The 23,660-nt window shown below is 37.5% G+C and carries 19 protein-coding genes; 1 reads left to right on the forward strand and 18 read right to left on the reverse strand.

The window, feature by feature from the left end; all coding sequences use genetic code 11:
• From J4N46_RS09835 to J4N46_RS09865, 7 genes are all read right to left on the reverse strand, one after another.
• On the reverse strand, positions 1-1,389 hold the full coding sequence (locus J4N46_RS09835) for a bifunctional UDP-3-O-[3-hydroxymyristoyl] N-acetylglucosamine deacetylase/3-hydroxyacyl-ACP dehydratase (RefSeq protein ID WP_208059144.1): 1,389 nt from the start codon (positions 1,387-1,389) through the stop codon (positions 1-3).
• Positions 1,390-1,399: 10 nt separating this feature from the next.
• Positions 1,400-2,419 carry a UDP-3-O-(3-hydroxymyristoyl)glucosamine N-acyltransferase gene (gene lpxD / locus J4N46_RS09840; protein WP_009415723.1) on the reverse strand — a complete coding sequence of 340 codons (1,020 nt, stop codon included), beginning with the start codon at positions 2,417-2,419 and terminating at the stop codon, positions 1,400-1,402.
• A gap of 119 nt (positions 2,420-2,538) precedes the next feature.
• Positions 2,539-3,756 (reverse strand): HD domain-containing protein, encoded by a 1,218-nt coding sequence (locus J4N46_RS09845; RefSeq protein WP_208059145.1) that lies wholly within the window; start codon positions 3,754-3,756, stop codon positions 2,539-2,541.
• Positions 3,740-5,833 (reverse strand): LTA synthase family protein, encoded by a 2,094-nt coding sequence (locus J4N46_RS09850; RefSeq protein ID WP_208059146.1) that lies wholly within the window; start codon positions 5,831-5,833, stop codon positions 3,740-3,742. Before J4N46_RS09850 ends, J4N46_RS09845 begins: the two co-directional genes overlap by 17 nt.
• Before the next feature lie 131 nt (positions 5,834-5,964).
• On the reverse strand, positions 5,965-7,086 hold the full coding sequence (dnaN, locus tag J4N46_RS09855; protein WP_009415720.1) for a DNA polymerase III subunit beta: 1,122 nt from the start codon (positions 7,084-7,086) through the stop codon (positions 5,965-5,967).
• A gap of 136 nt (positions 7,087-7,222) precedes the next feature.
• A complete protein-coding gene (locus J4N46_RS09860) occupies positions 7,223-9,046 on the reverse strand; it encodes an ABC transporter ATP-binding protein (protein ID WP_208059147.1) in 1,824 nt (607 codons plus the stop codon).
• A complete protein-coding gene (locus J4N46_RS09865) occupies positions 9,047-10,129 on the reverse strand; it encodes an AMP-binding protein (RefSeq protein WP_208059148.1) in 1,083 nt (360 codons plus the stop codon).
• A gap of 188 nt (positions 10,130-10,317) precedes the next feature.
• On the opposite strand from J4N46_RS09865, the gene J4N46_RS09870 reads away from it, so the two are divergent.
• Positions 10,318-10,932, forward strand: a complete 615-nt coding sequence (locus tag J4N46_RS09870) for a deoxynucleoside kinase (protein ID WP_009415716.1) — start codon at positions 10,318-10,320, stop codon at positions 10,930-10,932.
• Between the two features lie 45 nt (positions 10,933-10,977).
• Here J4N46_RS09870 and J4N46_RS09875 read toward each other — a convergent pair whose 3' ends face one another.
• From J4N46_RS09875 to J4N46_RS09925, 11 genes are all read right to left on the reverse strand, one after another.
• Positions 10,978-11,832, reverse strand: coding sequence for an N-acetylglucosamine kinase (locus tag J4N46_RS09875; protein WP_208059149.1), 855 nt, complete (start codon positions 11,830-11,832; stop codon positions 10,978-10,980).
• Positions 11,833-11,914: 82 nt separating this feature from the next.
• On the reverse strand, positions 11,915-12,913 hold the full coding sequence (gap, locus tag J4N46_RS09880) for a type I glyceraldehyde-3-phosphate dehydrogenase (protein WP_208059150.1): 999 nt from the start codon (positions 12,911-12,913) through the stop codon (positions 11,915-11,917).
• A gap of 37 nt (positions 12,914-12,950) precedes the next feature.
• Positions 12,951-13,931 carry a 6-phosphofructokinase gene (gene pfkA, locus J4N46_RS09885; RefSeq protein WP_009415713.1) on the reverse strand — a complete coding sequence of 327 codons (981 nt, stop codon included), beginning with the start codon at positions 13,929-13,931 and terminating at the stop codon, positions 12,951-12,953.
• Between the two features lie 106 nt (positions 13,932-14,037).
• A complete protein-coding gene (locus tag J4N46_RS09890; RefSeq protein WP_208059151.1) occupies positions 14,038-15,243 on the reverse strand; it encodes a pyridoxal phosphate-dependent aminotransferase in 1,206 nt (401 codons plus the stop codon).
• Positions 15,244-15,359: 116 nt separating this feature from the next.
• Positions 15,360-16,586: a peptidase T gene (gene pepT, locus J4N46_RS09895; protein ID WP_208059152.1), complete on the reverse strand. Its 1,227-nt coding sequence runs from the start codon at positions 16,584-16,586 to the stop codon at positions 15,360-15,362.
• A 124-nt stretch (positions 16,587-16,710) separates the two neighbouring features.
• Positions 16,711-17,478 (reverse strand): LPS export ABC transporter ATP-binding protein, encoded by a 768-nt coding sequence (gene lptB, locus J4N46_RS09900; RefSeq protein WP_009415476.1) that lies wholly within the window; start codon positions 17,476-17,478, stop codon positions 16,711-16,713.
• Between the two features lie 3 nt (positions 17,479-17,481).
• Complete coding sequence (locus J4N46_RS09905; protein WP_208059153.1) at positions 17,482-18,135, reverse strand: hypothetical protein; 654 nt, start codon at positions 18,133-18,135, stop codon at positions 17,482-17,484.
• Complete coding sequence (gene tatC, locus J4N46_RS09910) at positions 18,136-18,954, reverse strand: twin-arginine translocase subunit TatC (RefSeq protein ID WP_208059154.1); 819 nt, start codon at positions 18,952-18,954, stop codon at positions 18,136-18,138. It lies immediately after the preceding gene.
• A 157-nt stretch (positions 18,955-19,111) separates the two neighbouring features.
• Positions 19,112-21,064: an OmpA family protein gene (locus tag J4N46_RS09915; protein WP_208059155.1), complete on the reverse strand. Its 1,953-nt coding sequence runs from the start codon at positions 21,062-21,064 to the stop codon at positions 19,112-19,114.
• A 43-nt stretch (positions 21,065-21,107) separates the two neighbouring features.
• Positions 21,108-22,016, reverse strand: a complete 909-nt coding sequence (locus tag J4N46_RS09920; RefSeq protein WP_009415472.1) for a PorP/SprF family type IX secretion system membrane protein — start codon at positions 22,014-22,016, stop codon at positions 21,108-21,110.
• A 95-nt stretch (positions 22,017-22,111) separates the two neighbouring features.
• A partial coding sequence (locus tag J4N46_RS09925) for a T9SS type B sorting domain-containing protein (protein ID WP_208059156.1) occupies positions 22,112-23,660 on the reverse strand: 1,549 nt, incomplete at its 5' end.

The following is a 23,660-nucleotide window of genomic DNA, read 5'->3' on the forward strand; positions in this document are numbered from 1 at the left end:
TTATTTTACTTTAACAATTTGAGCCATAAGCTCCGCTTCTGTAGCCAACTTACCATTCACATAAGCATAAGCCTGCATATGGCAAATACCTCGCCTAATAGGAGATAGCAAATCCAACTTAAATATAAGTGTATCCCCTGGTACCACTTGCACTTTAAATTTTACATTATCTATCTTCATAAAGTAAGTAAGGTAGTTCTCTGGGTCTGGTACCGTGCTTAGTATTAAAACCCCACCCGTTTGTGCCATCGCCTCTATCTGCAATACACCTGGCATTACAGGTGCTCCAGGAAAATGCCCCACAAAAAAAGGCTCATCCATCGTTACATTTTTTAGCCCTACTACGTGCTTGTCCGATAGCTCAAATATTTTGTCTACCAACAAAAATGGTGAACGGTGAGGCAGAAGTTTCATAATATCCGTTGCATTTAGCAACGGAGGCTGGTTTATATCTATTAGCGGAACGTTATTGCGGCGTTCATTCTTTATAATCTTAGATAATTTTTTAGCAAATTGGGTATTAGTAAAGTGCCCTGGTTTTGTAGCAATCACTTTCCCTTTTATACGAGCACCCACCAATGCAAGATCCCCAATTACATCCAAAAGCTTATGGCGAGCAGCCTCATTAGGATAATGTAAGGTAAGGTTATCAAGCACTCCATTAGGTTTTACTGAAATTTTATCCTTGTTAAAAATTTTTTTCAGTTTCTCCATTGTGCTTTCCGAAATCTCCTTATCTACATACACTATAGCATTATTCAAATCACCCCCTTTTATAAGTCCGTGATCTAAAAGAGTCTCCAATTCGTGTAAGAAACTGAACGTACGAGCACCAGCTATCTCCTTTTTAAAGTCCGACAACTTATTCAAGTAAGCATTTTGAGTGCCCAGCACCTTCGTACCAAAATCCACCATAGTAGTAACCTGATATTCCTCAGCAGGTATCAGTGTTATTTCACTACCCGTTTCCTCATTTACATAGGTAATAACCTGTTTTACTACATATTCATAGCGTGGTGCATCTTGCTCCACAATTCCTGCAGCCTCTATAGCTTCTACAAAATATTTAGACGACCCATCCATTATTGGCGGCTCCGATGAGTTCAGCTCTATGATTACGTTGTCCAAATCCATCCCTACAAGGGCTGCCAAAATATGTTCACAGGTCTGTATCCTTACACCTTTTTTCTCTAGTACCGTACCACGCTCTGTACTCGATACGTAAGTAGCGTCCGCCTCCACTACAGGGTTCCCCTCGAGGTCGGTGCGTACAAAAGTAAATCCATTATCAATAGCGGCAGGTTTTAGCACCATCTTCACTTGCTTGCCTGTGTGCAATCCTATACCTTCTAAAGTAATCTCTTTAGATAAAGTGTTTTGCTTTATCATAACCTATTTATTATTTTAATTTTTTTTCTAATTCTTCTATACGTTTTAATAATGCAGGCAATTTCCTGAATATCACGTATGATTTATTATATTCTGCATACCCCAATGCAGGTGAGCCCTGTATAACCTCATCATCTTTCACATTCCGTCCCACACCCGTTTGCGCTTGTATTTTTACCCTATTGCCTATCTGTAAATGTCCCACTACACCCACTTGTCCACCTATCATACAGCTTTCTCCCACTTTTGTAGAACCTGCAATCCCTGTTTGCGCAGCAATTACAGTATTTTTACCTATCTCTACATTATGAGCTATTTGTATTTGGTTATCCAATTTTACTCCCTGCCTAATAATCGTTGAACCCAAAGTCGCACGGTCTATAGTACTATTAGCCCCTATATCCACATTGTCCTCAAGTACTACATTACCTATCTGAGGCACCTTGCCATATACACCCTCATCATTTGGCGTAAAACCAAAACCATCAGCACCCAATACAACCCCACTGTGCAAAGTACAATTTTTCCCTATCACAGTTTCCGAATATATTCTGCAACCTGCAAATATCATTGTATTATCACCTATAGTTGTATTATCACCTATGTAAGTATTAGGGTATATCTTTACATTATTACCTATATGAACATTCTCACCCACATATGCAAATGCTCCTATATACACATTCTCACCCAATTGTGCCGAAGTAGCTATAAATGATGGCTGTTCAATACCCTGCTTATTCAGTTTTATCTCATTGTAAAACTCCAATAATTTCGCAAAAGCAACATAAGGGTCTTCCACTCTCACCAAAGTAGTTGTCAAGGCTTCCTCTGGTTCAAAGTCTTTCCCTACTATCACCACCGAAGCAGCTGTTGTATATATAAAATGTTTGTATTTAGGGTTTGCTAAAAACGAAATACTCCCCTGTACCCCTTCCTCTATCTTAGAAAGTTTGTATATTTCTGTCTCTGGGTTGCCTTCCACTTCCCCCCCCAATACATTGGCTATTTGTAATGCTGTAAATTTCATTTAATTAGTTTATAATCAAAACAATACAATTGTTTTAACACAGTTTATAGCGTTTATAACACTATATTTGGCAGCAAAAGTATAAAAATTATTTCAAATATCACTACTTTTTAGCTTTTTTATTTAGGATAACAAATATAATATTTAGTCGTTACCTGTGCAAGTGCCTCCAAATTTAGCTCTTCTGCAGTCTTTCGTATATCCACTACCCTACCATTTTTTGTCAATAATTTTATTCCTTCCTTATCTGGGTTATAACCCCTATTGCTCATCTGTCCTTCAAAAACAAAGTACTTCAAATATTCCTCCTTTAGTCCTTTTAGTAATGCTATTTTGTGCAAACGTTCTATCTTTCTTGGCTCAAACTCTGTAGTTCGCAATTTTAGCTTTAGCAAATCTCTATTGAGTAACATACGGCTCAACTGCGAAAGCACCCAATCACTATGAAATTGCCATTCCTTCATTGCCGAAAAAATATCCATATCGTCCAATAAAGCAAACTTCTCAAGTACCTCTATATCAAAATTCTCATTAGATATTTTATGACTCACAAAAAAATACAATACCCCCGACATTTTAAGCTCTTCTCCCTGCTCTACCAGTTCTTTCGCCCGTGTCAGCAACCTAATGAGCATCAGTTCCGCAGCCACACTCGTTTTATGCAAATACACCTGCCAATACATCAATCGCCGTGCTATCAAAAATTTCTCTACAGAGTACAATCCCTTCTCTTCTACTACCAATTCATCATTGCGCACATTAAGCATTGATATCAGTCGTTCCGAATTGATATTCCCTTCTGCTACACCCGTGTAAAAACTATCCCGCTTCAGGTAATCAGCTCTATCAATATCCAGCTGACTTGCAATTAGCTGATGCATAAATTTTCGCGGGTACTCTCCCGTAAATATCTTAATAGCAAGCTCCAACTTCCCATTAAATTGTTTGTTCAGCTGTTGCATAAATAGTAATGATATATCCTCGTGCGATATATTTTCCACTATACTATGCTCCATAGCGTGCGAAAAAGGTCCGTGTCCTATATCGTGCAAAAGAATTGCTATATACAATGCCTCAGCTTCCTTTTCTGTAATTGTAACCCCTTTAAAGCGTAATATCTCAACCGTTTTTTGCATCAAGTGCATACAGCCCAACACGTGTTCAAAACGCGTGTGTTTAGCACCTGGAAATACCAAAAACGAAAGTCCCATTTGGTTTATACGCCTAAGGCGTTGAAAATAAGGGTGCTCTATAATATCAAATACCAAGCTACTCGGTATATGCACAAACCCATAAATGGGGTCATTAATGATTTTTAATTTATTTCTTGCTGGCATTCAATTGTTGGTTTTTAAGCCAATAAGAAGTCGATTGATACCTCGCTATACACTCCAATACTCCCCGCTCTTCCAAATCCTTCCGCTCCTCTTGGCTGTAATATAATGGATATTCCGTTCCTACAGGCTGCTCAGCCTCTAAACGCAAATCATACTGTCGCACCTTTTTTACTGGCGAAATCACAGTAAGCCGTTCAGGTGTTAAATATCCCAAATCTTGATAAGTAGCTATATAAGCTCGTGGCTGATAATCAGCCGTTAGTACATCCTGCCCTATAAATTTAGACGTGTAGTTAAAGTTCAACAATCCCATCACTGTAGGCATCACATCTATCTGAGATACAAGGGTATCTATCTTCTGTGCAGGTATAAAATCAGCATAGATAAAACACGGAATACGATAGCCATCCAAAGGTAATTCTGTACTACCCGCACTCGAAGCACAATGGTCAGCCACTACCACAAAAAGCGTATTTTTATACCATTTCTGCTTTGCTGCCATCTCAAAAAAACGTTTCAGTGCATAATCTGTATATTTCACCCCACCAGCACGCCTCTTTTCTGTAGGAGGTATATCAATTTTCCCCTCAGGATATGTAAACGGACGATGATTGCTCACAGTCATCCAATGATTAAAAAATGGCTTGCCTGTTTTTGATTGCTCATTCATCACCGCTATAGCTTTATTTGCCATATCCTCATCGCATACCCCCCATATATTTGCAAAAGTAACCTCTTCAGGAGAAAAACTACTTCTATCCACTATATCATAGCCATTCCCACCAAAAAAGTCTTTCATATTATCAAAGTAACTATCCCCTCCATACAAAAACTTCACATCATAGCCCTTACTCCTGAACACACTACCCGTAGTAAATTTATCCTTATTATCCTTGCGTTTCACTACACTCTCCCCTGGCGTAGGAGGCAAGCATAGCGTAAGTGCTTCAAGCCCGCGCACCGTACGATTACCCGTAGCGTATAAGTTTGTAAAAAACATACTTTTCTTTGCCAACTCATCTAAAAAAGGCGTACGATTATCATCATTACCATACATAGTTAAGTACTCAGCCGACAAGCTCTCTACCGAAATAAGTACCACATTATAATGCTTTTCTGCCTGTTGCGATACTATTTTCCGCTCAATACTACCCGCTTGCAATGATTGTAACAAAGTTTCTTCTGCAACTTTTTCATCAATAGAAGGATAAAACTGTTCGTAATCTAATTCACTATGCGTAAAAGCGTAATAAAATTTATATACCCCATTTGATTGTATTTCTTTAGCAAAAATATTACTTGCTGAAAGATTGTTTAGCTTAGGAAGAGCTACTACAGCCAGAATTGCTATCACACTATAAACCAGTAAATAAGCTACCTTTTGTTTAAGTGATGGTATATCTTTTATGGTAGGTTTTGTCTTTACAAAAATAAAAAGTGTAAGTGCTATTACTACTACCCCAACCACCGAAAAAAGTGGTACTACAGGATAACTTTCCATTATATTACCTATTACCTCATTGGTATAAATAAGGTAATCAACAGCTATAAAATTATATCTAATTCCAAATTCATTCCAAAAAAAGTACTCACTCACACCATTCATCACTATAGCAAAAACATATATAACCAAAGTGATAAAATATAGTATATTGCGCAATACAACTCGCTGTTTACGCCAAATAAGCAACAACGCAAAGCAAAACGTCTTAACACCAAAAAAAGCCAATGCTATTTCAGGAATAACCCCGCCGTATTGGTTAAAAATATTATTCGGATAAAACTGAATATACCCCAAAAAAGCTATAAAAGCCACCAATAGTAACCATCCATACGGATTTTTATACTTGCTATTACTTATTAGTAGCATATAAAGCATCAATAGAGCATTGATAAGCACTGCTATCAGCACATCTGAAAGCAATCCTATACCTAATAATTTTACAACCTCAAGCCACGAAAATGATGCTGTTGTAATCGGATGATATACAAATATCAAACGCAGTACAAGCGATATAAAAAGGTAAAGACCACCTATATAAATAAAAGGCTTAAGCCTATGAATAATATCCTTCATCAATTTTTCTTTTTGTGCTGCAAAGATACAATTTTTATCTCAAAATATTATCTTTTTTAACAAAAAAAACTTTGCTCAAGCATTCCTCGAACAAAGTTTTTCTTTATATCATCAATTTTCCAATATCTCAATTATTGGTTGTTCAACATAATAGGCATCGCAAGCATCAACACCTTTTCGCCTTCGTCCAAGCCGTCTAATGGCGTTAATATCCCTGCGCGATTTGGCATAGACATTTCCAACATTATTTCATCTGAATCGAGGTTGTTTATCATCTCTTTCAAGAATTTAGAGTTGAAACCTATCTCCATATCCTCACCGTGATAGTTACAAGTCAATCGTTCTTCACCCTTATTGCTGTAATCCACATCTTCTGCCGAAATAACAAGGCTTGAACCCGCCACTTTCAATCGTATTTGGTGTGTAGTCTTGTTTGAAAACAATGACAAACGATTTACCGAATTATAAAACTGAGAGCGATTGAGCGTCAATTTATTAGGATTTTCTTTAGGAATTACAGCATCATAGTTAGGATACTTACCATCTATAAGCCTACAGATAAACTCCATATTATCAAATGAAAACTTAGCATTGCTTTCATTGTACTCTACCGTCACTTCAGTCTCGCTCCCCGATAAAATACTTTTTAGGATATTCAATGGTTTTTTAGGCATAATGAAATCTGTAGCCTCCTCTGCCTTTATATCCAAACGTTCATATTTCACCAATTTATGAGCATCTGTACCTACAAATACTAACCCTTCAGGAGTAAACTGAAACAATACCCCACTCATTGTAGGACGCAAATCATCATTGCCTATCGCAAAAATTGTCTTTTGGATAGCTGTCGCCAATACATCGCCCAGCATACTTACTTTATTAGCTTCAGGCAAAGCTACAGGCTGCGGAAATTCAGAACCATCTAAGTATGCCAAAGAGTAATTACCTGTTGTAGAGCTAATATCTATAACGTTATTTTCTTTCACTACAAAAGTAAGGGGTTGTTCTGAAAATGTTTTAAGAATATCTATCAGCATTTTTGCCGAAATAGCTATACTCCCTTCAGAATCCGACTCCACCTCCAGTGTACCCTTTACAGTAGTTTCTAAATCTGAAGCCGAAATAGTTAGCTTATTAGTTGAAAGCTCAAATAAAAAGTTATCCAATATCGGCATTGTATTATTGTTATTAATAACACCACCAAATACTTGTAACTTTTTAAGTAAGTACGAACTTGATACTATAAATTTCATATTTTTATTATTTTAAACAACAAATCGCCTCCTAACGGAAGTTATAATGGCAAAAGTACTAAGATTTTTTATTTCTACCAAATATTTTTCAATATTTTTTTTATCGTGTCAATTCCTCCCACAAAAGCAATGCTATTTACTCAAACGACTGCATCTCCACAAGTTTTTTATACATTCCTTGTTTTTGCAACAATTCGCTATGCGTCCCTTGCTCTATAATTCTTCCTTTTTGCATTACCACTATTTGGTCGGCATTCTGTATAGTCGATAGCCTATGCGCTATAACCACCGAAGTCCTATTTTTCATCATATTTTCAAGCGCCGATTGTACCAAACGTTCACTTTCCGAATCCAAAGCTGAAGTTGCTTCATCAAGTACCATTATCGGCGGATTTTTCAACACCGCTCTGGCAATACTCAAGCGTTGTTTTTGTCCTCCACTCAGTTTGCTCCCCGCATCACCTATGTTAGTATCAAAACCTTGCGGTAAATCTACTATAAATTCATACGCATTCGCTATTTTAGCCGCCCTTATCAGTTCCTCCTCTGTAGCATCTGGCTTTCCTATCAGCAAGTTATTTTTTATAGTATCATTAAAAAGTATCGCATCTTGTGATACTACTCCTATGAGCCCTCGTAACGAAGCAGTTGCCATATCTCTAATGTCTACGTTATCAATCTTTACAGCACCGCGTTGTACATCGTAAAAACGCGTGATAAGATTGGCTACTGTACTTTTTCCACTACCCGAACGCCCCACCAAAGCCACTGTTTTACCCTTGGGTATTTCTAATGAAAAATCTGTGAGCACCTCTTGTTCTGTATATCCAAAACCTATATTGTCAAAAGTGATAGACTGAGTAAAATCATTAAGTACCACAGGGTTTTCTACCTCCTTAATAGGATTGTCATATTCTAAAATTTCCAAAATACGTTCTGCCGCCGCATTTCCTTTTTTTATCTCATAAGAAGCCTTGCTAATTGCCTTTGCTGGAGTTAAAATATTGTAAGCTAAACCCATAAAAGCAATAAATTGCGTTCCTTCTAAAGTTTTATCTACCAATACCAGCGAGCCTCCAAACCACAAAAGAATAGCTATCATCAAAATACCTAAAAATTCACTCATTGGCGAACCCAAGTTTTGCCTATTCATAACCTTATTGCTCAATCGTGCAAAAGTATTACTAGATTCCCTAAACTTATTGCTAAATATAGGCTCCGCATTAAACGCCTTTATCACACGTAAGCCCCCTACAGTTTCATCTATGAGCGACAAAAATCTCCCTTGTTCCTGCTGTACCGCTATAGAATTCCTCTTAAGCGATTTTCCTATTTTTGAAATCACCGCAGCAGCAATAGGAATAAATAAAAATGTAAAAAGGGTCAGCTTCACACTAATACTCAGCATCACCAATATAGAAAATACAATAGTAAGAGGCTCACGCACAAAAGTCTCCAATCCCGATAATAATGAGTATTGCACCTCATTTACATCCCCCGACATTCGCGAAATAATATCCCCTTTGCGCTGTTCCGAGTAAAACGCTATCGGCTGACTAACAATCTTATTATAAAAATTATTGCGCAAATCCCGCAATACACCATTGCGTAAGTGTGTACTAAAAAATGCCGCCAAGTAGCTAAACATATTTTTTAGTAAAAATAGCGAAATTACCAAAGCAATCACAATTCCCAACGCCCAAAAAGTATCGCCACGTGCTATCATTTCCACCTGATAATTCAAATACGCCTTCGCATAACTCCCCAAGCTAAACCAGTCACCTGAAAATATAGGTTTCTCACTTGCCACTTGCGTTTTCGCAAAAAGCACATCTAGCATAGGAACAAGTGCTATAAATGATAACGCACTAAATAGTGAATAAAGTATATTGAAAAAAATATTAAGCGTAATATCTTTTTTATAAGGCAATATATAAGGAATAAATTTCTTTAGCTTCATCTATTTTTGGTATTTTTTTACCGTTTCTTCTCTTCTAATTTTCTGATTGTCAGTATATACAAACTCTGGCACAAAATATATTTGCCTTGGCACCTCATATTTTAGCATATCTTTGTCCATATATATATCGTGAGCAAGGGTAGGGTAATCTTTTTCATCACCCTGCACATACAATACAGCTCGTTGCCCCAAATCATCGTCTTGTTCTTTGGTAATAAAATAATCCGTAGCAATATATTTCTTTATTTTTTGCTCCACCATTTCAGGAAATATCTTAAATCCACCCGAATTGATGATATTGTCATACCTGCCCAACCATTTAAATTCAGTTGCCGAGATAAGATCTACTATATCATTTGTAACCACAGGGTGATCAGAAATTAGCGGAGCTTCAATCACCAAACAATTCCTATCATCTTTACTGAACATCACATTAGGCATTGCTTTATAGGTGTCTTGATGCTTTACTTCATTGTTTACGTGGCGCATTGCAATATGCGAAATTGTCTCAGTCATACCATATGAAGAGTAAATATCAGCCGAAATACCCTGAAGTTTAGCTTCCAATTCACCATCAATAGATGCCCCGCCCAAGATAACCTTCTTCACCCTACCCAAGTCTGCAAGAGATTTTGAAGCCTGTAACGGAATCATTGCCATAAAATCATAATTTTTGCTTGTAAGGGATAGTGGCATTGATGACGGACGAACAATATCTATATGTAATCCCAAAATAATAGCCCTAATGAGCATCATTTTACCCGCAATAAAATCGGCAGGCAAGCACAAAAGTGCTGTATCCTTGGGCGATAAATCCAAATATTCTCCAGTTGCCAAAGCCGAATGTACCATATTTTGTTTCTTAATATGTATCTGTTTGGGTACCCCAGTAGAGCCCGAAGTAGTCGCCTCTATATAATCCCTATCGTCAAGCCAATCAAGTAAAAAACGACCCACAGCTTTCCTATAAGGTAGCCCATCTTTTACATAAGCCACAGCCAATATGATTAAACGCTCCCTATCTATAGGAAAACCATTTATTCTAAAATCATTATGTACAAATTTATAATCTATTTCATTCATCTTTAAAAATATTTGTATAGCGGTGCAAAACTACAATTTTTTGGTGATATAAGCAACACTCCCAAAAAAAATATCTTTTTACACCACTGACTTTTAAATATTTACCTTTTTTCTGCAAAAATATTTTAGCGTAATACCCCCTATGTGCAAAATAATAACTACCTTTACCCCAACAAATCTACAATAAAATGCACATAGCTATAGCAGGAAATATAGGTGCAGGCAAAACTACCCTCACTGCACTATTAGCAAAACACTATCATTGGGACGCTCATTTTGAAGATGTTGTCGATAACCCTTACCTTGATGATTTCTATCACCAAATGGAACGATGGAGCTTCAACCTACAAATCTACTTCCTCAATAGTAGATTCCGACAAGTATTAGATTTCAGAGAACGCGGCAACAATATTATCCAAGACCGCACTATATATGAAGATGCCCATATCTTTGCGCCCAACCTACACGAAATGGGACTAATGAGCACACGCGATTTCCAAAATTACAAATCACTATTCGCTCTAATGGAACGTTTAGTCTGTCCCCCCGATTTGCTCATCTATTTGAGAAGCTCCGTCCCCAACTTAGTAAAACAAATTCAAAAAAGAGGACGTGAGTATGAAAACTCTATCTCTATTGATTACCTCAACCGCCTAAACCAACACTACGAACAGTGGATCAAAGATTATAACAAAGGTAAATTACTCATCATAGAAGTTGATGACATTGACTTTGTTAATAACCCCGATGATTTCTCGTCTATAGTTACCAAAATAGACGGATTATTATATGGTTTATTCTAAAAAATGAGGGCAAACATTCAATTGCCCTCATTTTTTTATATCTTATTAAAAAAACTTATTCACGTGGAATGCTACTAAGCCATCAATAGGCTTACGCAATACATTACCCAACTTCAAGTTATTTTCAGCCAACACCTCTTCCAAAATATCTTGCAAGAAAAATGCTATACTTCCTACAAAATTAATAGGCACTTCATAACGTGCTTCGTACTGAGAAATCCAATTATCTACAAATAGTTGCATTCCCTTCTTAACCATCGAGCGGCAATAATCGTGATTTTTATTCTCTACTACAAACTTTGCAAAAGTAGCCAAATAACTATTAGGGTTTGGCATCTTGTAAAGATGATTTTTTATAACATCAGAGTTAAGCTCGTATTGGTTTTCAAATTTTTGAACCAAATCAGCCGGCATTTTCTTAAAATAGTAATCTATAATAAGACGTTTGCCATAAAAGTTTCCGCTTGATTCGTCCATTAGTATATATCCCAATGAATCTACCGCTTGATATAGTTTCTCACCATCCCAATAAGAGCAGTTAGCTCCTGTACCAAGTATACATACAATTGCTTTATCTGTAGGTTTAGTAGTGGCAAATACAGCTGCATAAGTATCTTCTTTCACTTCTATTTTTGCCGTGCGGAAAATACCTGCCAAACTACGTTCTACGAAAGAACGAATACGCTCAGTACCACAACCAGCACCATAAAAGTAAATTTCCGATACCGTATTGCGGTTTTCATACAACTGATAATTGGTTGTAATACGTTCTACGAGTATTTCTTCAGTAAGCACTTCAGGGTTCAAACCCAATGTTTGAGTGAAAAACACCTTTTCACCCTTGCTATTTAAGGCTGTCCAATCCGCCTTTGTAGCACCACTATCAACAATTAAAATCATATCGTTTCAGTTTTTAAAGTTTTCCTATAAGTAATAAAGGTGGAGTACCTAATATTTTAGGCAGCTCCACCTTTATTAATAACTATAATTTAGCGATGTGTTGTGCTAAATCTACCAATTTGTTTGAATAACCTGTCTCGTTATCATACCACGACACAACTTTGAAGAAGTTAGCACTCAATCCAATACCTGCTTTTGCATCAAAAATTGAAGTGTTTTTGCAACCTACAAAGTCTTGTGATACTACAAGCTCATCTGTATAACCCAAAATACCTTTCAATTCACCTTCCGATGCTTTTTTCATCGCAGCATTAATTTCATCAAGAGTAGTAGCTTTCTTTGTGCGGAAAGTTAAATCTACTACCGATACGTCTGCTGTAGGTACGCGGAATGCCATACCAGTAAGTTTACCGTTTAGTTCAGGAATTACTTTCCCAACAGCTTTAGCAGCCCCTGTTGATGAAGGGATAATGTTGCAAAGAGCAGAACGACCACCTCTCCAGTCCTTTTTAGAAGGACCATCAACAGTTAGCTGAGTAGCTGTTGTAGCGTGTACTGTAGTCATTAGCGCTTCTTCTATACCGAAGTTGTCGTTTAGCACTTTAGCAATAGGTGCTAAACAGTTGGTTGTACAAGATGCATTAGATACAATTGTATCGCTTGCTTTTACTGATTTGTGGTTTACACCCATTACAAACATAGGCGCATCTGCCGATGGCGCAGAAATAACCACTTTTTTAGCACCTGCATTAATGTGCGCTTGTGCTTTTTCCAATGTAGTGAAAATACCTGTACATTCAGCCACTACATCAGCACCTACTTCATTCCATTTAAGGTTATTAGGATCTTTTTCAGCTGTAATGCGCACTACTTTTCCGTCTACTACTAAGTGTCCGTTTTCTACTTTCACGTCTCCTTTGAAAGTTCCGTGAACAGAATCATATTTCAACAAGTAAGCGATGTAATCTACATCCAAAAGGTCATTAATACCTACAATCTCTACATCGGCTCTTTCATAAGCAGCACGGAATACAAGACGTCCAATACGTCCAAATCCATTAATTCCAATTTTTACTGACATATTTTTTCTATTTATTTGTTTTACATTTTTTCATTTATTAGGTAGCCATAATTTCAGCTACACGCAACAATTCCATATTAATTTTTGAAGTACCTTTGATAGCTTTTTCAAGGGGTGTAAGCTCCATTTTGGTATTGCGTATACCCACCATACAATTTGTTTTCCCCTCAATAAGCGATTCTACAGCTTTCACACCCATACGGCTCGCAAGTACTCTGTCAAAACAAGAAGGGGATCCTCCGCGTTGCATATGCCCCAATACCGATACGCGTACATCATAATCCGGATGATGTTCCTCTACGTATTCTTTTAGCTCAAATACATTCTTTCCTATATTATCACCTTCGGCTACGACTACCAAACTTGAAGTTTTTCCTGAGTTACGACTTTTTTCCAATGATTTAAGTAACTTTGGTAACCCTATATTTTCTTCTGGTATTAAAATCTCTTCAGCTCCAGCCCCAATTCCCGAGTTCAAAGCTATATGTCCAGCATCACGCCCCATTACCTCTATAAAAAACAAACGGTTATGAGAGCTCGCTGTATCTCTAATTTTGTCTATTGCATCTATTACTGTGTTCAATGCGGTATCATAGCCCAACGTGTAATCAGTACCATAAATATCATTATCTATAGTACCTGGTATTCCTATTACAGGAAAATTGTACTCTTTGTTAAAAGCAAGAGCCCCTGTAAAAGAACCATCTCCACCTATTACCACCAAAGCATCGGCTCCAGCAGCTGTAAGGTTCTTATAAGCTATCGCACGCCCCTCAGGAGTCCTAAAGTCTTTTGAGCGTGCAGACTTCAATATTGTGCCGCCTTTATTAATAATATCGCGTACACTACGCGCACTCATTTCTTTAAAGTCGCCTTCTATCATCCCTTGATAGCCTCTATATACACCCATCACTTCTAATCCGTGATAAGCACAAGTACGCACTACTGCGCGTATTGCGGCGTTCATTCCCGGAGCATCACCTCCCGATGTTAATACTGCTATTTTTTTTACTGACATTATTAGTTTCTTATTTTTCGCTTCAAAATTACAAATAATTCTTTAAATAGAAAAACTTTTTTATGTTTTTTTTATAATATTATTTATAACTTACTAACTATTAATATTATATATTTTTAGAAAAAATGGCGTAGGCTTTTAGTCCCGCTGCTAAAATAGATACTGCTCGTTCTATCTTCTCACATTCAAGTACATAAGCTATACGCACCTGATTGCGCCCTAAGCCTTTTGTAGCATAAAATCCTTCAGCAGGAGCAAGCATTACAGTCTCATTTTCTACTGAAAATTTATCAAGAAGCCATATACTAAAAGCTTCGGCATCTTCCACAGGCAATTCAGCTATACAATAAAAAGCTCCTTTAGGTTTTGATACTCGCACCCCCTCTACTTTTTGCAAGGCTTCTATCAGCACATTCCTTCTATGCGTATATTCTTCAAGCACTTCTGTAAAGTATTGTTCTGGCACATCAAAGGCGCGTTCTGCTGCTATTTGAGAATAGGTAGGTGGCGACAAGCGTGCCTGTGCAAATTTCAATAGCGACTTCATTACTGCCTTATTTTTAGAAACTACCCAGCCTATACGCGCTCCGCACATACTAAATCGTTTCGATACCGAATCTATCATTATCGCATTTTCTTCTATCCCTTCCACTTGCATAATAGAATAGTGTTCGGCTCCGTCATATACAAACTCTCGGTATACCTCATCAAATATTAAAAATAAGTCGTGCTTCTTAGCTATCGCAGCCAATTGCAAAATTTCTTCTTTAGAATACAAATAGCCCGTAGGATTACCTGGGTTACAAATCAGAAAAGCTTTGGTCTTGGGCGTTATCTTTTTTTCAAACTCTTCTATAGGCGGCAAGGCAAAATTATCATCAAAAGAAGAGGTAATAGGCACACATACCGCATCAAAAGCTTCAGAAAAACTGATATAGTTTGCATAATAAGGTTCAGGAATGATAATTTCATCATCTGCATTAGCAACAGTAGCAATTACATAGGTAAGTGCTTCCGAGCCTCCACAAGTAATGATAATATCCTCTGTCGTTACATTTATAGCGTGCTTTTGGTAGTATTGCACCACTTTTTCGCGTAATGAGTTTATCCCCTCACTTTTAGTGTATTCCAGCACCGTAGGCGTAAATTCCTTCACAGCTTCTATAGCTATAGCAGGCGTTTTTATATCTGGCTGACCTATATTGAGGTGATAAATTGTTTTCCCTTCCTTCGCCGCTTTTTCAGCATAAGGAGTGAGTTTCCTAATAGGAGACTGAGGCAATATTTGTGCTCTATGTGATATTGTAGGCATTTTTTATATTCATTAATTATTATATGCTTAATGGTTAATGGCTAATGACAAACTAGCAGATTAACATTTTTGCCAATTTCCCAATTCGCTAATTTGCTAATCTGCTAATTTCTTAATTAATTCTTCTTCGCTACCAATTCTGCTATTCTAATGATTACTTCAGTAGCTTTTTCAAGGTTCTCTACAGGTACAAACTCGTATTTCCCGTGAAAGTTATGTCCGCCTGCAAAAATATTAGGACAAGGCAAGCCCATAAAGCTCAGTTGCGAACCATCGGTACCACCGCGAATAGGTTTGGTAATAGGTGTAATACCCAATTCCTTCATTGCGCGTTCAGCTACCTCTACAATGTGCATCACGGGTTTTATTTTTTCACCCATATTATAGTATTGGTCTTTTATTTCAGCCACTGCCACATTAGGAATTTGTTTGTTCAAATCGTCTACAATTTGCTGTACTACAGCTTTGCGTTTCTCAAAGAGGTCGCGGTCGTGGTCGCGAATAATAAGCTGTACTACAGTATTTTCTACATCACCAGAAATATCGGTAATATGATAGAAACCTTCCCTACCTTCAGTGCGTGCTGGTATCTCATCAGCAGGCAAAGCACTAATAAACTGATTCGCTACAAGCATCGAGTTCACCATCTTATTTTTAGCAGTTCCTGGGTGCACACTCTTCCCTTTAAAGTGTATCTTAGCGCCAGCTGCATTAAAACTTTCATACTCAAGTTCTCCTATTTGCCCGCCGTCCATTGTATAAGCCCAGTCTGCAGCAAATTTTTTCACATCAAATTTATGTGCTCCACGCCCTATTTCTTCATCAGGAGTAAAACCAACTCGTATTTTTCCGTGTTTAATTTCAGGGTGTTGCACAAGGTATTCCATAGCGGTTACTATTTCAGCAATACCAGCTTTATCGTCAGCACCCAAAAGAGTAGTACCATCGGTGGTAATAATCGTATTGCCTTTGTAGAGCAACAAATCATCAAAGTAAGAAGGCGATAATACAATATTTTGTTCTTTGTTAAGCACTATATCACCCCCATCGTAATTTTCTACAAATTGTGGATTTACGTTTTCACCCGAAAAATCTGGTGAAGTATCAAAGTGTGAAATAAAGCCTATGGTAGGTACTTCATAATCTACGTTTGATGGCAAAGTTGCCATTACATAAGCATTTTCATCTATGGTTACTTCTTGCAAACCTATGGCTTTTAGTTCTTCCACCAATAGGTTCGCCATATTCCATTGCTTTTCAGTACTTGGGGTTGTAGCACTCTCAGGGTCAGACTGAGAGTCTATTTTTATGTATTTAATAAATCTATCTACTAAATTTTTCATTATATATAGTTTTTAGTTATTTTTCTTAAGTTTTTTATAGTACAATTCCACTACACACTTTGGCAAACTTTGAAAGTTTGACAAAGTTGAATATATTGATTACACTGATAATCACAGAACTACCTTAGTGGGCTATCTGTTTCACAGGTTCATCGTCCAATATTTTCTTTCTTCTCAATTCAAAATTCCTTCCAAGGTATACCTTCCTCACCATTTTATCAGCAGCAAGCTCCTCCGGCACCCCCGATTTTAGAATTCCTCCTTCAAACATCAAGTAAGTGCGATCGGTAATAGCAAGGGTTTCTTGTACGTTGTGGTCGGTGATGAGAATACCTATATTTTTATTTTTGAGTTGAGCTACAATGCGCTGAATGTCCTCCACAGCAATAGGGTCTACCCCTGCAAAAGGCTCATCAAGCAAAATAAACTTAGGGCTGGTAGCCAAAGCGCGCGCAATTTCAGTACGGCGCCGTTCTCCTCCAGAAAGTAAGTCGCCGCGATTCTTACGGATATGCCCTAAACTAAATTCCTCTATTAGTTCATCGGTCTTGCGTTGTTGTTCCGCCTTTGAAAGTTTCGTAAGTTGCAATACACTTTTTATATTGTCCTCAATACTCAATTTTCTAAATACAGATGCCTCTTGTGCCAAGTAGCCAATACCATTTTGGGCACGTTTATACATAGGGTATTGGGTAATATCTGTATTATCTAAATAGATTGTCCCCCCATTAGGCTTAATAAGCCCTACTATCATATAAAAAGAGGTAGTTTTTCCAGCTCCATTAGGACCTAATAAACCCACTATTTCGCCTTGACTCACTTCCAGCGAAACTCCTTTTACTACTTTGCGCCCTTTGTATATTTTAATGATGTTGTTTACTACTAATTTCATATATTAAAACGAAAAACGATAAGGTATTTCGTTGAGTTCTGTTTCCAAATCTACCCAATCATATACCTGTGTAACAAGGCTATAAACCATTTCTTCGGTAAGTGTTTTTCCCTCGTAAATATCTGTAATGGTTTGTTCATCCATTACCTCTTGCAAATAGGCATCTTCACCCAAATAATCCTCTGCCCACTCCTTGTATTTAGCAGGATCTGTAGTTATTTGGTTAAACATTTCTATATGTTCCTCTACGGGGAAATTTTCTTCACATTGCCAATGTTGCCCGTCAAGTGAATATATTACAAAAGGAATGTCAGCATCGCGAAAACGTTTGCGGTAGTAGGGTAAGAATACTTTAGGTATCCGCTTTTCAAAATCTCGGTTGTTATCCCCTTTGCTGTCTTCAGCACTGTTAGAAGGCACTATTAGGCAGGCTTTTTCTGTAAAATAAAAAGATAATGATGAGCCCACTTCATCTTCAAATCCGTGCCCCCACTGGGCTTCATAACCTTCATACTCCTCTTCTTTCGCTTTGTAGTAAGTATGATATACTTCATACTCGTGTCCACAAATAATCCAATCTAATACTGCCCTGCCTTTGCAAAGCTGGCGCAACGCCTTTACATCGGGAAGCTGCGCTAAATAGGTATTACAATTCATTTAACTATTTAATTTTAGCTTTTTTTGTTCTTTTTTATACACATAAGCCGATATAAAAATACTTACCTCGTATAAAATCATTATAGGTATCGCCACAATTATTTGGCTTGCTACATCGGGGGGAGTGATAATTGCAGCTATGATTAGTACTACTATTACGGCGTGCTTTCGATATTTGCGCATAAAGTGAGGGGTTACAATGCCTAAGCGTGTTAAGAAATAAATAATGATAGGCAGCTCAAAGACTATACCACACGATAATACTGATGAGCGCACCACCGATATATAGGAATCTATATCTATTTGATTTACAACCTCTGGGCTCACCGAATAGCTACCCAAAAAATTTACAGATAGTGGTGTTATTAAATAATATCCAAACAGCACCCCTAAAAAAAATAATAACGAAGCTATCAGTATAAATCCCTTTGCCAAACTACGCTCATTCTCATAAAGTCCCGGACTTATAAATTTCCAAAGCTCGTATAGCAAGTACGGAAATGATACTACAATCCCTGTCCAGATCGATGTCCATATATGAGCCGAAAACTGCCCTGCCATAGTACGGCTTTGTATCGTAAAAGGCAATTCACTATTACAAAAATCACTCTCAAAACCAAAGAAATGACCCACTGAACAGAACATTCTGTAAGTAATAAAATCACCTCGCTTGGGCGCAAATAAAATATTGAATACAATATCTTTCCATACAAATGCCACTACCGATACCAAGAGTACTGCAACAGCCGCACGTATAATATGCCAGCGCAGTTCTTCAAGGTGGTCTAAAAATGTCATCTCTTTTTCAGAATCTTCCATTCCCTTTCTTGTGATAATCTTTGTGTAATATTGTGGCGCAAAGATAATAAATAAAATAATAACAACAATATTTGTAATAAAAAAAAGCTGCCCAAAAGTACTTCTTATAAAATACTTTCAGGCAACTTTTTTAGTTATTTTTTATATTTGTCAAACATTATTCCATACTTACTATGATAAATTCGCTACGGCGATTTTCCTGATATTGTTCCTCTGTACAAGGTACACCATTAGTACAGTTATTTACAGGCTGAGTTTCACCATAACCTTTAGCACTTAAACGATTACGCTCTATGCCTTGTTTTACCATCCATTCAAGGGTTGCTTTTGCACGCCTATCAGATAGTTTAAGGTTGTAAGCATCAGCACCACGACTATCGGTATGAGAACGTATATCCAACTTCATATTAGGATGTTCCTTCATTACCTCTACAATCTTAGCCAATTCCACTGCTGCATCTTCTCGTATATCCGCTTTATCCAAATCAAAGTATATTTCCTTAATATTCAATACTTTTGCCAAATCCACATCCTTATCTATAGTAATTTCACGTGGCTTAATCAAAAATTCGTAGAATACATCACCCTCTACACTCAAGTCAACAAGCACTTCTGTAGTTTCATATTTTCCTATCTCGGCGCGCAAGTAGTAATACAAGTCTTTACAATTTACTTTATCAAATGAGAATGAGCCGTCAGGTTTTGTTTTTTGTCGTGCCACCTCTTTCATTGTCTTATCCGAAAGGATAATCAATCCATCAGCTATCACATCGTTGTTTTCCGAATCTTTTAGCACCCCTTTGATCATCTTTTCACAATCAAATACCAAAGGCTTTTCTTCATAAAAACTATAAATATCATCTTTACCCTTTCCACCTGGGCGGTTAGAACTCAAGAAACCTATTCGGGTATCGCTATCCATTACAAACGAAAAGTCATCATCAGCACTATTACCAGGCATACCAATATTGATAGGTTTAGATACAGTACCATTTTCGTAGAATTTTACAGCAAATATATCCAACCCTCCCAAACCAGGAAAGCCGTCTGATGAATAATACAATATATTGTTTTTAGACACGAAAGGAAAAGACTCTTTCCCTGCTGTATTTACAACATTACCTAAATTCTCAGGTTTGCCGTATTGGTTATCCCCCAATATTTTCACCCTGAAGATGTCAGAATCCCCTAATGAACCTGGCATATCCGAAGCAAAGTACAAATACTTTCCATCAGGAGAAAGCGCAGGGTGAGCTACATTATAATCATCACTGTTAAAAGGCAACTCAGTTACATTTCCCCAATGTCCATTAGCATCTTTGGTACTTTTCAATATTTTAAGGCGTATTGCCCTTTCCATATCCGAGCCTACTCGCCTATTTACATAATTATTTCGTGTAAAATAAATCGTATTACCATCTTTGGTAAAAGCTGCAGTCGATTCGTTAAAAGGGGTATTTACTCCCGTAGAAAACAATTTTTTGTTCGTAAGTGTTTCTTTATCACAATCAGCTATATAAAGGTCGTAAAAACTCTCACCCGTCCATTTCGATACACTCCAACGAGTAGCCTTTGCGCTATTCGCTGCTGTAAATACTACCTTATTATCACCATAAAAAGCTACTCCATACTCAGAAAATTCTGTATTAATACTCACAGGGTGCACTTCAAGACGACCAGAGTTTCCTTGTATTACCTTCTGATAGTCCTTATTTTCTTCAAAAAGTATGGCTCTACTATCCTTGTTATCTGTCAATTCAGAGAATTTAGCCATCAGCGCATCCGATTCTTCGTAGCGTTTCACAGTTTTTAGTGCCTGTGCATAACGATAATAGTACTCTGGCTTCACATTGTACTTGCCTTCTTCAAAGAGTTTTTCATACCAAGGCAAAGCATTCTTGTACTCAGCGTTATAATAATAAGCATTCCCCAAGCGCTCTAATAGCTCCTGACTTTCATAACCCCTCTTAGCTATCTTTTCATAAATCTTAATGGCATCCACATAAGCATAATTGTTATAAAGCTCATCAGCTTTTTGTAACTCACGTGGTTGTGCCACTAGTACAGAGGTAGTAAGTAGTGCAGCAATTGAAAAAGTAAGTATTTTCATCTCCTTAGTTTATATTTTTGTATTTAATAACAGTTCTCATTTATTAGAAGAAACGTGGTGAAACGATCTTCTTGTATGTTTTTACCAATTCGTAACGCAAGAATATTTCGTGCGAACCTGAATTGTATTTAGACAAGTCGGTGGTTTCAAAATCGTAGCTATAGCCTGCAAACCAACGATCGTTTATTTGGAAGCCTGCCATTACACTCAATGCTGCCGACCAGCGGTAAGATGCCCCTATCACAAATTTGTCGTTAAACATAAAGTTCAAAGAGCCATCTATTTGCAAAGGTGCCCCAAAAGACATTTTTCCTAACACTGCTGGTTTAAACTTCACAGTGTCGCTTAAATCGAACACATAACCTCCTATAAGGTATAAGTGTTGTGAATTTTTGAGTACTGATACCGCATTGCCTTTGTAGTGGGTTGTTTCAAGCATATTAGGTACTGAAAATCCTACGTAGTACTTATTGGTATACCAATAGAACCCAGCTCCCAAGTTAGGTGAGAATACACTCTCTTTACCACTGAGTGATGCATCACTTGCATCTTGTTTCTTTAGTTCGTCATAATCTATTTCAAAAATATTGCCTGCTCCTTGCAAACCAAACACTAATTTTGAGTTTTCAAAATTGATAGTGTATGATACAGCTACGTTTAGAGCGGTTTGGTTTTGAGGTCCTATACTTTCGCGAAAGATACTTCCTCCTAAGCCTACGTTGCGCATAGATTGCATAGGCTGGTGATAGCTAATACTTCCGTTAGTAGGTGCTCCTTTTAGCCCTACCCATTGGGTGCGGAACATTCCAAAGAAACTTCCTACTTCACGAGAACCTGTATACCCTGGGTTGAACAGCATAGTGTTGTACATATACTGTGTGTATTGCGACTCTTGTTGAGCAAAAAGTATGCCTGAAAATAAAGTCAGAACCCATAATAATCTTTTTTTCATATCCAAATATGTTATAATTTTAATATTTTTATAGCTTATTTTTAAATATAAGTTTTGCCGAGCTATTACACTCGGCAAAACTATATTAAATATACTTATTTCTTCAAGTACAACCAGCCCGAAGCCGTTTGTTTCTTATCAGATAAGTCTTGATACTCTATCACGTAGTAATAAGTACCTTGCGGCAAACGATCACCAGCTTCCACTGTGGTACGTGCACTTGAGCGTCCTGTGAACACTTTCGTTACGTTGTCATATCCTTCTACACTAAATACTTCTACACCCCAACGGTTGTATATACGTACTTTGTTATTTGGATAATTCTCTATACCTCCTATATGGAAGTGGTTATTAGCGTCTGAACCATTGAGAGATACCCCGTTGTAGATGATAATTTCTGAACCTACTTTTACACTTACAGTTGCTGTTGCACAACCTGCTGCGTTACATAATTCATATACGAAACTATCTATGCCTACAAAGTTTCTATTAGGTGTATATTCAATAGTACCATCTGCATTCACTACTGCTGTACCTTTTGCAGGGGTGATAGTTATTACAGGGGTTACTGCTCCGTTAGGTGTATCATTAGTTAATACCTCTATTGTTACAGGCGTTCCTATAAAGGTTTGTGCACTATCATTCTCTGCTATTGGCAATGCACTTGTATCCGAAACTACCGTAAAGGTTACTACTCCTTCTGTACAATCTGTAGGAGTTGCTACAGTACATACATTATAAGTAATCGTGTAATTACCTGGCGCAGCATTATTTGGTATGGTAATAGTACCGTCAGGATTTACTGTTGGCACTGGGTAACCAGGACGATTAGGCTGTACTACTACATTAGTAATTGTTACGTTGCTACCTGTTGCACTTGTTGTACTACCGTCAGGATTTACAAAAGTATCATTGTCAAATATACTTGGTGTAGTACGTGTGCCTGTACCTGTTACAGTAAAGCTATCAGGGTTAATGATAGGTGCAGGTTGTCTTACTGTAAGCGTAGTTGTTGCACTCACGCAAGTAGATGATGCTACACACATATCATAAGTGATAGTATATACTCCAGGTCTTAAACCATTTGGTACTGTTATAGTACCGTCAGGATTCAATGTAGGTGACAAAGTACCTGGCGCACTTGGTGTTACTACTACGTTGTTTATCGTTACCGATGAAGTAGTTACACTTGTTGTTGTTCCATTTGGCAATACAAAGTGGTCATTGTCAAGTACGCTTGGCGTTGTACGGGTACCCGTACCTGTTACCACCAATGGGTCTGGATTTACCACCAATGTAGGCTGTTGTGGAACTACTGTAAAGGTTACTGTTCCGCTAGTACATTCTGTAGGTGTTGCTACAGTACATACATCGTAAGTAATTGTGTAATTACCTGGCGCAGCATTATCTGGTATGGTTATAGTACCATTAGGATTTACTGTTGGTACTGGGTAACCAGGACGGGTAGGAGTTACTACCACATTAGTAATTGTTACGTTGCTACCTGTTGCACTTGTTGTGCTACCGTCAGGATTTACTACATCGTCATTGTCTAATATACTTGGCGTTGTACGTGTGCCTGTTCCTGTTACAGTAAAGCTATCAGGGCGTATTACCGGCGCTGGCTGTTTCACTGTCAAGGTT

Origin of the sequence: Capnocytophaga bilenii (assembly GCF_017565765.1) — a bacterium.
GTDB classification, from domain to species: domain Bacteria; phylum Bacteroidota; class Bacteroidia; order Flavobacteriales; family Flavobacteriaceae; genus Capnocytophaga; species Capnocytophaga bilenii.

Bases quoted from the DNA above. Each gene is read 5' to 3' on its own strand.
- J4N46_RS09835 (WP_208059144.1), bottom strand. From the start codon at position 1,389: ATGATAAAGCAAAACACTTTATCTAAAGAGATTACTTTAGAAGGTATA.
- lpxD (WP_009415723.1), bottom strand. From the start codon at position 2,419: ATGAAATTTACAGCATTACAAATAGCCAATGTATTGGGGGGGGAAGTG.
- J4N46_RS09845 (WP_208059145.1), bottom strand. From the start codon at position 3,756: ATGCCAGCAAGAAATAAATTAAAAATCATTAATGACCCCATTTATGGG.
- J4N46_RS09850 (WP_208059146.1), bottom strand. From the start codon at position 5,833: ATGAAGGATATTATTCATAGGCTTAAGCCTTTTATTTATATAGGTGGT.
- dnaN (WP_009415720.1), bottom strand. From the start codon at position 7,086: ATGAAATTTATAGTATCAAGTTCGTACTTACTTAAAAAGTTACAAGTA.
- J4N46_RS09860 (WP_208059147.1), bottom strand. From the start codon at position 9,046: ATGAAGCTAAAGAAATTTATTCCTTATATATTGCCTTATAAAAAAGAT.
- J4N46_RS09865 (WP_208059148.1), bottom strand. From the start codon at position 10,129: ATGAATGAAATAGATTATAAATTTGTACATAATGATTTTAGAATAAAT.
- J4N46_RS09870 (WP_009415716.1), top strand. From the start codon at position 10,318: ATGCACATAGCTATAGCAGGAAATATAGGTGCAGGCAAAACTACCCTC.
- J4N46_RS09875 (WP_208059149.1), bottom strand. From the start codon at position 11,832: ATGATTTTAATTGTTGATAGTGGTGCTACAAAGGCGGATTGGACAGCC.
- gap (WP_208059150.1), bottom strand. From the start codon at position 12,913: ATGTCAGTAAAAATTGGAATTAATGGATTTGGACGTATTGGACGTCTT.
- pfkA (WP_009415713.1), bottom strand. From the start codon at position 13,931: ATGTCAGTAAAAAAAATAGCAGTATTAACATCGGGAGGTGATGCTCCG.
- J4N46_RS09890 (WP_208059151.1), bottom strand. From the start codon at position 15,243: ATGCCTACAATATCACATAGAGCACAAATATTGCCTCAGTCTCCTATT.
- pepT (WP_208059152.1), bottom strand. From the start codon at position 16,586: ATGAAAAATTTAGTAGATAGATTTATTAAATACATAAAAATAGACTCT.
- lptB (WP_009415476.1), bottom strand. From the start codon at position 17,478: ATGAAATTAGTAGTAAACAACATCATTAAAATATACAAAGGGCGCAAA.
- J4N46_RS09905 (WP_208059153.1), bottom strand. From the start codon at position 18,135: ATGAATTGTAATACCTATTTAGCGCAGCTTCCCGATGTAAAGGCGTTG.
- tatC (WP_208059154.1), bottom strand. From the start codon at position 18,954: ATGGAAGATTCTGAAAAAGAGATGACATTTTTAGACCACCTTGAAGAA.
- J4N46_RS09915 (WP_208059155.1), bottom strand. From the start codon at position 21,064: ATGAAAATACTTACTTTTTCAATTGCTGCACTACTTACTACCTCTGTA.
- J4N46_RS09920 (WP_009415472.1), bottom strand. From the start codon at position 22,016: ATGAAAAAAAGATTATTATGGGTTCTGACTTTATTTTCAGGCATACTT.